Here is a 12,476-nt window from a genome sequence, read left to right on the forward strand (position 1 = left end):
TACGTCCCTCGCTCTAGGGAATGACAAAGTTCATAGCTCAACGTTGTCATTCCAGAATCGAGGCACGAGATGTCTGGAATCTCTAATTCTTTAGTAACCTTGCGGGTTATTTGACTGCCATTTCCACGTATCTGCCGTCATTTCAGCAACACTGCGCGTCGCTTTCCAGCCAAGGTCTCGCTCCGCTTTATCTGTACTTGCCCAGCATTCTGCAATGTCACCCGGGCGACGAGGACAAAGCTCGTAAGGCACTGGATTACCGCAAGCCGTTGCGAACGCTTCTACCATCTCAAGCACGCTAGAGCCTTTGCCCGTACCTAGGTTGTAAATGTGCAAGCCAGCTTTTTCACCTACCGATTTCAGCGCTGCGATATGGCCGTCTGCCAAATCCATCACGTGGATGTAATCACGCACGCCTGTGCCATCCGGCGTCGGGTAGTCGTTGCCATATACCGACAGTTTTTCGCGGCGGCCTACTGCCACTTGCGCGATAAACGGCATCAAGTTGTTCGGGATGCCCTGAGGGTCTTCACCCATAGTGCCCGATGGATGCGCACCAACTGGGTTGAAGTAGCGCAGCAACGTCACGCTCCAGTCGTTTTCTGCGTTGAACAAATCGCTCAAGCACTCTTCCACCATGTACTTGCTGCGACCGTATGGGTTAGTGGTCGCCCCCGTTGGAGAATCTTCCGTAATCGGCACAATGTCAGGATCGCCGTAAACCGTTGCCGATGAGCTAAATACAATGCTTTTCACGCCTGCTTTAAGCATGCTGCGCGCCAACACCAATGAGCCATTCACATTGTTGTCGTAGTATTCCAATGGTTTCGCGACAGATTCGCCCACCGCTTTCAGGCCAGCAAAGTGAATCACAGCTTGAATGTCATGCTTGGCAAATACTGAGTCCCAAAAGGCTTCATCGCGAATGTCGCCTTGGTAGAAAGCTGGTTGCTTACCGGTTAGCGCTTCAATGCGGCTTAACACTTCCACTTTGGCATTACACAAGTTGTCGACAATGATTGGCTCCATACCTGCTTCAATCATCTGGACACATGTGTGACTGCCGATGTACCCCATACCGCCTGTGACAAGAACTTTCACTTTTGCTTCTCCACTTTTGCTGCTCGATGCTTGGAAATTGGTTGAGCCTGCTCACCAAGCAAATTCGCTCATTTCTCAACTGGCTAAAAGTCTACCAATCAAAACCGATCCAGATCCGTGATCAAACTCAAAATAATGCAAACGTTTCCACAAAATTACATCACGATTCAAAATCAATAAAAATAAAGAAAGTTGGGTTAGAGCAGAAAAATGGGAAAGATTTATGACACTTACATGTATAAACGTTTACACAATGTAAGAAAAACACGGTGATTCACGCAAACCAGAAAGATGTTTTTCCGCAATCGATACCTGACATTGCTCTTACAAAACGAGAGATAAAGCCCGCTACAGTAGCCCCGCCCCAAATGTAACCTTTTGTAACAAGACTCGAATCGCGTCTTTTCCTTTTATCGGGGCATACAAAGAATAAAAACAGATCTGAAGGGCCCTCATGCTACGCAAGCGAAACGAATTTCGAGACCACAACCAAGAAGTGCGGTTGTTTAAGAACCGTGCCATCTTTGCCTTCCTCGGCATGGTTATTTTGCTGAGTGGATTGGTCGCGAACCTGTACAACTTGCAGGTTAACCACTTTAAAGATTATCAGACTCGCTCCAACGACAACCGAATCAAAATCCTGCCTATCGCGCCAACACGTGGCTTGATCTACGACCGAAATGGCGTATTGCTGGCGGAGAACCGTCCGTTTTACAACCTTGACATGATCCCAGAGCAGGCAGGCGAACCGGATGCTCTGATTGAAAAGTTGCGTCATTACGTCGACATCACTCCAGAGCAAGTCGACGCTTTTAAAAAACGTTATAAGCACACTCGCCGCTTTCGCTCTGTCACCATCATGAATGAGCTGAATGACGAACAAGTCGCGCGCTTTTCTGTTCATCAGCATGAGTTCAATGGCGTGTTTGTGACTGCCGACCTCAAGCGTTTTTATCCTTACGGTGAAAAACTGACACACGTACTGGGTTACGTTTCGCACATCAACGACCGAGATTTACGTCGCCTTGATGAAGAAGGCAAAGCGCAGAACTATCAAGCAACGCAAAACATCGGCAAGTTGGGTGTTGAGCGCTACTACGAAGACCTTCTCCATGGCACCAAAGGCTATGAAGAAGTCGAAGTAAACAGCCGCGGCCGTGTCATTCGCACCATCAAATACGTACCGCCGATTCCGGGTAAAGACATCGTGCTAAACCTTGATATCGAGTTACAAGAATACGTCTACAAAGAGCTCGACCATCGCCAAGGTAGTGCTGTGGTGCTCGACCCACGAGACAACAGCGTACTCGCGATGGCATCTAGCCCAAGTTATGACCCCAACCCATTTGTGAACGGCATTTCCAGCAAAGCGTACCGATCTCTATTGAACGATCCTGCTCACCCCTTGGTAAACCGCACTACGCTTGGTGTTTACCCTCCGGCATCCACCGTGAAACCATTTATGGCAGTGGCGGGGCTTGAGGAACATGTGATTACGCCAACGACGGTGCGTAACGATCACGGTTCTTGGCGTATTCCGGGCTCGAAACCAAATTCAAAAGCATGGCGAGATTGGAAACGTTGGGGGCATGGTAATGTTGATGTCACCAAAGCGATTGAAGAATCCGTGGACTCTTTCTTCTACCAAACTGCCTTTGACCTTGGCATCGACCGCATCTCGAAATGGATGAACAAGTTCGGCTTTGGCTTGCCAACCGGTATCGATATTTATGAAGAGAGCAGTGCGAACATGCCGACCCGCGAGTGGAAAGTCGTACGCCACCGCACGCCTTGGTATCAGGGTGACACAGTGCCAATCGGTATTGGCCAAGGTTATTGGACGGCGACGCCAATGCAGATCGCCAAAGCCACTTCGTTCCTTATCAACCATGGTGAAATGAAAGCACCTCACCTACTTAAAGCTGTGATTGAACATGGTGAAGAGTTTGAAAACCAAGTCGACGTTGCACCGAAAGATCTACCGCCAATTGAAGGTGTGCCAGATAAATACTGGGACATTCCAATCAACGCGATGCGCTTGGTAAACAATGGCGCACATGGTTCCGGCCGCCGCGCGTTTAAAGGCGCAGAGTACAGCAGCGGTGGTAAATCGGGGACTGCGCAGGTATTTGGTTTGCGTAAAGACGAAGTCTACAACTCGAAAAAGCTCGCTAACCATCTGCTTGACCATGCGTTGTTCACTGCCTTTGCACCGTACGACCATCCAAAATACGTAGCGACCGTTGTGATTGAGCACGGTAACGGTGGTTCAAAAGTCGGAGCACCATTCATTCGCCATGTGTTTGACCACTTGCTTGTCGACCCGGATAAAACCAAAGGTAAAAAATCTTAGGTTTAACCTTATCGCCTTACCACTCGTGTTAAGTGGCAATGGTAAATAACAAAGCCCGAACGGATTGTCCTAGCCGTTCGGGCTTTTGTTTGTTTAAAAATTCCGCTTATCGCGGTGCTTTCTTCATTTCACTCCTCGCACAGTTTTACTAAAAATTTGTGCATCCATAAGTAGCTTGTTTACAATGGTGGGATTATTGCTTATCTCACTGGGACAGTGAGCTTTGCCAACGGGAAGTGAACATGGCAACACTAAAAGATATCGCTACAGAAGCGGGCGTCTCACTTGCAACCGTCTCACGCGTGTTGAATGACGATCCGACTCTGAGCGTAAAAGAAGAAACTAAACACCGCATCTTAGAGATTGCTGAAAAGCTGGAATACCGCACTAGCAGTTCGAAAAAAGCCACCAAAGAGGCGAAACAAAAACACCACTTTTTCGCTTTGTATAACTACAAGCAAGAAGCAGAGGTGAATGACCCCTACTACCTGTCGATTCGTCACGGAATTGAAACCCAGTGCGATAGATTGGGCATTACATTAACCAACTGCTACGACAGCGTCATCGATGTCGAAACGCAAAAGATCACCGGTATCCTTTTGGTTGGTAAAACCGATAAAGCGATCATCAATAAACTACCTAAGCGCCTCGCAGACAGCATTTGTTATATCGACTTCTCAGACAGCAACAGCATGTACGACAGTGTTGATATCGATCTTGCTCGCATCAGTAAGCAAGTTGTCGACTTCTTCGTCGAACAAGGTTACCAGCGCATTGGTTTTATTGGCGGACAAGACGAACCCAACACGGCGGACATTCGTGAAAACGCTTTTGTGGAATACGGCAACCTAAAAGGTGTTGTATCAGAGAACGACATTTACCGCGGCGATTTTTCTAGCCTATCGGGTTACGACTTAGCCAAAGCGATGTTGGCAAAAGGCGACTTTCCGACAGCACTCTTTATCGCATCAGACTCGATTGCGATTGGGGTTTTACGTGCCATCCATGAGTTCGGTTTGAACATTCCACAAGACATTGCTCTGATCAGTGTGAATGACATTCCAACCGCGCGCTTTACCTTCCCACCGCTCTCTACTGTGCGAATTCACTCAGAGATGATGGGCATACAAGGGGTAAACTTATTGGTAGAAAAATACCGCGATGGCCGTGCGCTGCCATTGCAAGTTCACGTACCAAGCAAACTCAAACTGCGCGGCACGACTAAGTAGTTCTCCCTCTTCATTCGTATTTTATAAAGCACTGAATCCTCAGTGCTTTTTTATTTCCCTTCTCTAAACTCCTGTCATTTTTTACTCGTTTTACCCAGTAAATAAGCTTGGGATGCTATTCCTTTACCCTGATCACATCTTGCTCACCAATCACGTATTAAAACGTGATCGAGTTAAAGTTAAACGTTTTCATCAATTTATTTTAGTAAAATTTTTACTAAAATCTTTCCCAGATAACTCATAAGCCTTTTCACAATACATCGGCTGCATTTCTTTTGGGCAGATTCGACGCTGACAATACAGCGCCAACATGACCAAGCTAAGCCGAGGGGAGAACAAACGTGAACAACTGGGAAAACTTCCTTCACCTACATGAGAACCGTATGGCACCACGTGCTTACTTTTTCTCATACGATTCAGTTAAAAACGCACAAACGTTCCAACGCGAGCTGATCAGCCGCTTTAAACTGCTGAGTGGTCAATGGACATTCAACTACTTCACTAACCCGCTTTTGGTACCTGAAGCGTTTTACTCTCAAAAAATGGAAGACTGGGGACGCATTACCGTTCCGAACATGTGGCAGATGGAAGGCCACGGTGACCTTCAATACACTGACGAAGGTTTCCCATTCCCTATCGACGTACCGTTTGTCCCAACCGACAACCCAACTGGCGCATACCAACGCACTTTCACGCTTGGCCAGCAATGGGACAACAAACAAACCATCATCAAATTTGATGGCGTTGAAACTTACTTCGAAGTTTACGTAAACGGCCATTACGTTGGCTTTAGCAAAGGTAGTCGCTTAACCGCTGAGTTCGACATTTCTTCTTACGTTCAACAAGGCGAGAACTAATTGTCTGTGCGCGTCATGCAATGGGCAGATTCGACTTACATTGAAGACCAAGACATGTGGTGGACAGCGGGTATCTTCCGTGATGTTTACCTTGTCGGAAAAGAGCACGTTCACGTCCAAGATCTGACTGTTCGTACTGATTTCGCCGACGATTACCAAAGTGCGACTTTAAGCTGCCAAGTTGAGCTAGAAAACCTGTCTACTGCGGTTGCGTCTGGTTACACGCTGGAATACTCGCTCCAAGACAAAGGAACTGTGATTGCTAGTGGCCAATGTGATGCACTGACTATCCAAGACAACAGCCAAACAAACTTTGCCATTGATGTAGTGAACCCAACCCATTGGACCGCAGAAAATCCATACCTATACCAACTGTTCATCACACTGAAAGATGCACAAGGCAATGTAATTGAGGTGATCCCACAGCGCGTTGGCTTCCGCGATATCAAAGTGCGTGATGGTCTGTTCTACATCAACAACCAATACGTGATGCTGCACGGTGTGAACCGCCACGATAACGACCACCTAAAAGGTCGTGCAGTCGGCATGGAGCGCATCGAGAAAGATCTGATTTTGATGAAGCAACACAACATCAACTCAGTTCGTACCGCGCACTACCCTAACGACCCACGCTTCTACGAACTGTGTGACATTTACGGCTTGTTCGTAATGGCAGAAACCGACGTAGAAACCCACGGCTTCGCGAACGTTGGCGATCTCAGCCGCATCACCAACGATGCAGCTTGGGAAAGTGTGTTTGTAGACCGCGCAGAACGCCACGTTCACGCCCAAAAGAACCACCCTTCCATCATCATGTGGTCACTAGGTAACGAGTCCGGTTACGGCTGCAACATCCGCGCAATGTACGACGCAACCAAAGCGATTGATGACACCCGTTTGGTGCATTACGAAGAAGACCGCGATGCGGAAGTCGTTGACGTGATTTCAACCATGTACTCGCGTGCGCAGCTCATGAATCACTTTGGTGAGTACCCACACGAGAAACCACGCATCATTTGTGAATACGCACACGCGATGGGTAATGGCCCTGGCGGTCTAAAGGAATACCAAAACGTGTTCTATGCGCACGACCACATTCAAGGTCACTACGTATGGGGATGGTGTGATCACGGCGTATTAGCACGTGATGAAAACGGCCAAGAGTTTTACAAATACGGCGGTGATTACGGCGATTACCCGAATAACTACAACTTCTGTATGGATGGTTTGATTTACCCAGATCAAACACCAGGACCGGGCTTGAAAGAGTACAAACAAGTCATCGCTCCAGTGAAAATTCAAGCAGTAGAAGGCAAGACAAACACCTTCACCGTAGAGAACAAATTGTGGTTTACCAACCTTGATGATTACACCATCACGGCAGATGTCCGAGCGGAAGGTGAAACGCTGCGCAGCGTGCAGTTTAAGGTCGAAGAACTTGCAGCCAACAGCGCGCGTGAAATCACAATTAACCTGCCAGAGCTGGACGAACGCGAAGCCTTTATTAACTTCACCGTGCGTAAAGACAGCCGCACGTTGTACAGCGAAGCGAACCACGACATCGCGGTGTACCAATTCCAACTGAAAGAGAACACAGCAAGCGAAGCCGAATTTGTTAGCCACAATGCACAAGCGTTAGTCACCTCAGAAAGCCGCTTGGAACATGTGATTGAAGGCCACAACTTCACGCTAATTTTCTCTAAAGTCAACGGCAAGCTGACCTCTTGGCGCGTCAATGGTGAAGAGCTGATTCAATCTGAGCCTAGACTGAACTTCTTCAAGCCAATGATTGATAACCACAAACAAGAGTACGAAGGTTTGTAGCACCCAGCGCACTTACAAATCATGCAAGAGCACTTCCGCACGCTACAAGTCGAAGCAACGGATGACTCGGTTTCGATTACGACCACCAGCATCATTGCACCACCGGTATTCGACTTTGGCATGCGCTGTACCTACCGCTACCAAATCAACGCACAAGGTCATTTGAATGTGGAACTGAGCGGTAAGCGCTATGGCGATTACCCGCACGTAATCCCCGTGATTGGCTTGGATTTGGGCATCAACGGCAGCTTTGACCAAGTGAGTTACTACGGTCGTGGCCCTGAAGAAAACTACCAAGACAGTCGCCAAGCGAACTTGATTGATGTCTACCACAGCACGGTAGCCGACATGTTTGAGAACTACCCGTTCCCACAAAACAACGGCAACCGACAACACGTCCGCTGGGCGTCACTGACGAATCGCCACGGCACGGGGTTGTTGGTGAAACCACAGCAAGAAATCAACTTCAGCGCTTGGTTCTACACCAACCAAAACCTGCACGAAGCGCAACACACCATTGAGCTAGAAAAGAGCGGCTACATCACGCTCAACCTTGACCATCAAGTGATGGGACTGGGCTCAAACTCATGGGGCAGCGAAGTGCTTGATTCATACCGCGTGTACATGGACGAGTTCCGCTATGGCCTAACACTGATGCCACTTCAAGCGGGCGATTGCAGTGCACAAGCCATGGCAAACCATGATTTCGACAATGCGTTCTTCACTCAACCAAATACTCAAACAGCAAACGAGGCGTAATCCATGATCGTGTTAGACAACTTAGAACAATTCAAAGTCGTGTACCGCGACGGTCGTAAATGGAACCGCTGCGTGGAAGCGATTGATAACATCGCCAACATCAAAGACGGCGTGATGTATTCGATTGGTGACTCTCTGGTTTACATGATTGAAGACGGCACAAAACAAACCGACCTGTTTGAAGGGAACCGCCGCTACTTCGACGTGCATTACTACCTAGAAGGTCGCGAAACAGTGGAGTTCGCCGACAAATCCGATTTACGCCTAGAGCAAGCATACCGTGATGAAACTGACCGCGAATTTCTCTCTGGTCAAGGTGAGACTCGCGAGCTTTGCGAAGGCCAAGTTGCCATTTTTGATAACGATAAAGCGTACCGCTTCCACGGTGACAACCGAGTAAGAAAAGTGGTGCTCAAAGTGACCATCGAAGATGGCTATTTCCTAAATAAATAACGGCTTACAGGCAAGGCCAGACAACGCGTCTGGCCTAACAACAAAATAATTAAATAAACCCAAAGTAATTCAGAACACAGATCAGTTGTAGACCTCAGCAATCCCACGCGATTACGAATAGTACTCGCCCAAGAATGATAAAACGGCCAATAGCACTATCACTGAGTTACGAAGGGAATTGACGTGATTCATCGGAGGACTCTATGTCTGAATCTATGCGTGGCACCATTGGCAAATTCGCCTTGCTGTCGATGACATTTGCGGCGGTATTTAACGTCCGTAACATCGTGAACAATAACATTGAGCTTGGCCTTAGCTCTGCCCCTATCTTCCTTTTCGCGACGATCGTTTACTTCATTCCATTTGTATTCATCATTGCGGAGTTCGTTTCGGCGAACAAAAACTCTGAGTCAGGCATGTACGACTGGCTTAAACAACCACTTGGCTCTAAAGCGGCTTACCTAGGTTCGTTCCTTTACTGGTTCGTAAACCTATTCTGGTTTGTGTCTCTGCTACCAAACGTGATTGCTTACGCGTCTTACGCGATGCTTGGTTACGAATACACCTTCTCACCAATGGTCACATCGATTATTTCGATTGTTCTGTTCGCAGCGGCGACCCACATTTCAACCAAAGGCGCATCTTGGTTGGGCAAAATTTCTGAGCTGGTTGCTTACGGTGTGTTTGCCCTATTCGGCATTTACGTTCTCGGCGCGCTAATGGCTCTGGGCGGCGACACTTACACGCCTGCAGAACCAATCACGCTAGAAGCAATGAGCCCAACCATTAACTGGGCGACGCTTGGTATTATGTGTTGGATCTTCCAAGCAGCAGGTGGTGCAGAAACCGCAGCGGCGTACCTGAAAGACGTAAAAGGCGGCCAAAAAGCCTTCATCAAAGTGATCATCATGGCGGGCGTCTTGATTGGTGCGATGTACGCTATTGGCTCACTTTTGGTGAACGTGTTCGTTCCGCGTGAAGACCTAACATACGCAGGCGGCATGGTAGAAATCTTTACTGGTATGGCGCAATACTTCGACATTTCAACAGTATTGGTTGGACGCTTCGTTGGCATCATCTTGTTCATCGCGATGTTTGGCTCAATGATGATGTGGACTGCAGCACCAGTAAAAATTCACTTCTCTGAAATTCCAAAAGGTGTATACGGCGAGAAAACCACAGAGCTAAACGAACACGGTGTACCAGTGCGTGCAGCATGGTGGCAATTCGCATTCGTTGTGGTGATGCTGATCGTTAACGGCTTTGGTTCAGAATCCGTGCAAGACATGATGAACCAAGCGATCAACCTAACCGCAGGTACGGCGATGCTACCGCCAATCTTCATCATGATTGCGTACTTTGTATTCCGTCTAAAACACGACGATACACCGCGCGACTTCCGTATGGGTTCACGCAAAGTGGGCATGAGTGTGGTGTCGGTATTGATTGTCATCTTCGTGGTGAGCATGACCGCATCGGCATTCCCGACAGGTGTTGATTTGGTACGTGCGTTCTTCATCAACGTGTTTATGACTGCCGTCTTCTCTGCTCTGGCTTGGTGGTGGATCTCTCGCTTTGAAAAGAAGCAAGCTATCAAACAACAAGCAACGCAAGAAAAGGCGCAAGAGCCAGTAACGCAAGTATAAACGACCTATAGCTCGCTTACTTAAAGGGCACCCTCGTGGTGCCCTTATAAGATCAATTACCTGAAACCAATTCTGCTACCAGCTGACGCAGCCAAATCCCTTTATCCTCGTTGTTACGGCTGGTATGCCACAACATCGCGATATCAAAATCCGCTACCGCAATCGGCGGCTGGACGCTCACCAAATCGTCCGAGAACCCTTCCGCTTGCGCCATTTTCTCCGGCACAATCGCAACCAACTCACGCTGTTTAAGCAAGTTTCGAATTGTCAGGAAGTTACGTGAAGCAACGGTGACTTTTCGGCTCAAGCCGTGCTCAGCAAGCTTTTTGTCTACTTGTGTACTCAAGCTGCCATCAGGGCTCACGAGGGCTTGCTCGATATTGGCAAAAGCATGAATCGACAATTGTGTTTCACCTTTCAACACTCGCTTATCACACAGACATATGTGCTTTTCTGTGTAGAGGTACTGGCTCTCAAAGTTATCGTCGAGTACTGGCATACTGCCGATGATGACATCTAACTTATCGTGTTCCGTGATCGCCACGTAATTGCTACGGTTGACGTTAATAAAACTGATTTGGGCTTCAGGCGCACGCTTACGGATTTCATCATAAAGCAGTGGGGCGAAGATGAATTCGGCGTAGTCGGTTAAACCAATGCGGCACACACCGGCGTAGTTTTCTGGTCGGAAAGCGGACTTCGTCAGTAAGTCTTTGGCAATCGAGTCCAATAAATGATGCACCGTCGGCGCAATATGATGCGCGTGCTCGGTTGGGTCCATCTTATGGCCTTTACGCTCAAACAATGGGTCATCAAACAACACACGCAAACGCGACAAGCTGTGGCTCATAGCAGACTGACTGACAAAGCTTTTCTCGGCCGCCAAACTCACACTGCGATAGCGATATAGGTAAGAAAAGGTCACCAACAGATTCAAATCGATATTGCGCCACTGGATGTCATCTTTCACAGAACAAACCTCATCCCATTTCATTCATAGATGAAATTAAAACTATTAATTTGAGTCATCTTAGTACATTTCTTACAGTAGATGCAGTTTTATTGGAGATTTAACAGGCTCAACATGTTTACCATTTTTAAAACCTTTTTTTGGCTTGGTTGGATCAGTTTCGGTGGCCCTGCGGCGCACATCGGTTACTTCCGCCAAACGTTCGTTGAAAAGCTCAAATGTATTGATGACAGCGAATACGCACAGATCGTGGCTTTGAGCCAATTCTTACCGGGCCCTGGTTCTAGCCAAGTTGGCTTTGCTCTGGGTTACAAACGCGGAGGTCTGGGCGGCGCTTGTATGGCGTTTCTTGGCTTCACGCTGCCTTCCGTGATCATCATGTTGGCGCTTGCGATGGTAAGCAGCCAGATCACCGATACCGCGTTGTTCCAAAACATCGTTCATGGCTTGAAGTTGCTTGCGGTCGTTGTGGTGGCGGATGCGACTTGGGGAATGTACAAAAACTTCTGTCAAACCAAACTAACAGCCGGCTTGTGTGTTGCAACCGCGATTGCCTTATTGGTTGCACCGAGCATCGCAACTCAAATGCTGGTGCTTGTGGTGGCGGGGTTGATTGGTACTCAATACCTAAAGAAGGAATCTGCAGCGCCTGCCGAACCTTTTAAACCAACCATTGCACCATTGGCACTGTTCGCGGTACTTCTGATTGGTTTGCCGTTTTTGGCTCACACCCTGCCAATGCTTGGATTGTTTAGCGACTTCTTCCAAGCAGGTAGCTTAGTGTTCGGTGGCGGTCACGTTGTACTTCCGCTATTGCAAAACATCGTTGGCGATCAACTCAGCCAAGACGCGTTCCTAACGGGCTACGCCGCAGCGCAAGCGGTACCAGGACCGATGTTTACCTTCGCAACTTACATTGGTTACGAGCTGTCTGATGCGCCTGTCCTAGGCGCGTTGGTCGCAACCTTAGGTGTGTTCTTACCGGGCTTTTTATTGCTGCTTGGCGTGCTAAAGAATTGGCAAGCGCTGGCTGGTAAACCTGCAGTGTCAGGTGCAATCAACGGCGTAAACGCATCGGTCGTTGGTTTACTATTAGCAGCCCTTTACCAACCGGTATTCAGCAGCGCTGTGGTTGCTCCAATTGACATCGCTCTTGTGATAGCTGGCTTCTACTTACATAAGAAACTTAACTTGTCGGTGCTTTGGATGATTGTATTCTTTGTCGCGGCAGGCATTGTGACTGGCATGATGTAAGCGCATCGCTAAGATAAAGATAAAGATAAA

7 protein-coding genes and 1 pseudogene are annotated in these 12,476 nt (G+C 48.1%); 6 read left to right on the forward strand and 2 right to left on the reverse strand.

Features of this window, described 5'->3' with window-relative positions; translation table 11 throughout:
* Positions 1–90: 90 nt before the first annotated feature.
* Complete coding sequence (galE, locus tag KIV40_RS19220) at positions 91–1,101, reverse strand: UDP-glucose 4-epimerase GalE (RefSeq protein WP_012128765.1); 1,011 nt, start codon at positions 1,099–1,101, stop codon at positions 91–93.
* A gap of 454 nt (positions 1,102–1,555) precedes the next feature.
* On the opposite strand from galE, the gene mrdA reads away from it, so the two are divergent.
* The 5 genes and pseudogenes from mrdA (at position 1,556) to KIV40_RS19245 (ending at position 10,222) form a co-directional block, all read left to right on the forward strand.
* The gene (gene mrdA, locus KIV40_RS19225; protein WP_285350802.1) at positions 1,556–3,454 is read left to right on the forward strand and encodes a penicillin-binding protein 2; all 1,899 of its coding nucleotides are present in this window, start codon (positions 1,556–1,558) and stop codon (positions 3,452–3,454) included.
* Positions 3,455–3,696: 242 nt separating this feature from the next.
* Entirely contained in the window at positions 3,697–4,683 is a 987-nt protein-coding gene (ebgR, locus tag KIV40_RS19230) for a transcriptional regulator EbgR (RefSeq protein ID WP_285350804.1), read from the forward strand.
* 341 nt (positions 4,684–5,024) lie between these two features.
* Positions 5,025–8,123 (forward strand): annotated as a pseudogene (gene ebgA, locus KIV40_RS19235) (beta-galactosidase subunit alpha).
* A gap of 3 nt (positions 8,124–8,126) precedes the next feature.
* Entirely contained in the window at positions 8,127–8,576 is a 450-nt protein-coding gene (locus KIV40_RS19240; protein ID WP_012128771.1) for a beta-galactosidase subunit beta, read from the forward strand.
* A 203-nt stretch (positions 8,577–8,779) separates the two neighbouring features.
* The gene (locus tag KIV40_RS19245; RefSeq protein ID WP_021017996.1) at positions 8,780–10,222 is read left to right on the forward strand and encodes an amino acid permease; all 1,443 of its coding nucleotides are present in this window, start codon (positions 8,780–8,782) and stop codon (positions 10,220–10,222) included.
* 52 nt (positions 10,223–10,274) lie between these two features.
* On the opposite strand, the gene KIV40_RS19250 is transcribed toward KIV40_RS19245, so the two are convergent.
* Complete coding sequence (locus KIV40_RS19250) at positions 10,275–11,192, reverse strand: LysR family transcriptional regulator (RefSeq protein WP_041853468.1); 918 nt, start codon at positions 11,190–11,192, stop codon at positions 10,275–10,277.
* 114 nt (positions 11,193–11,306) lie between these two features.
* On the opposite strand from KIV40_RS19250, the gene chrA reads away from it, so the two are divergent.
* Positions 11,307–12,446 carry a chromate efflux transporter gene (gene chrA / locus KIV40_RS19255; RefSeq protein ID WP_285350807.1) on the forward strand — a complete coding sequence of 380 codons (1,140 nt, stop codon included), beginning with the start codon at positions 11,307–11,309 and terminating at the stop codon, positions 12,444–12,446.
* Positions 12,447–12,476 lie beyond the last annotated feature (30 nt).

It is taken from the genome of Vibrio sp. D173a (assembly GCF_030248475.1).

Coding starts and splice junctions, on each gene's coding strand:
- KIV40_RS19240 (WP_012128771.1), top strand. CDS start 8,127: ATGATCGTGTTAGACAACTTAGAACAATTCAAAGTCGTGTACCGCGAC.
- mrdA (WP_285350802.1), top strand. CDS start 1,556: ATGCTACGCAAGCGAAACGAATTTCGAGACCACAACCAAGAAGTGCGG.
- KIV40_RS19245 (WP_021017996.1), top strand. CDS start 8,780: ATGTCTGAATCTATGCGTGGCACCATTGGCAAATTCGCCTTGCTGTCG.
- chrA (WP_285350807.1), top strand. CDS start 11,307: ATGTTTACCATTTTTAAAACCTTTTTTTGGCTTGGTTGGATCAGTTTC.
- ebgR (WP_285350804.1), top strand. CDS start 3,697: ATGGCAACACTAAAAGATATCGCTACAGAAGCGGGCGTCTCACTTGCA.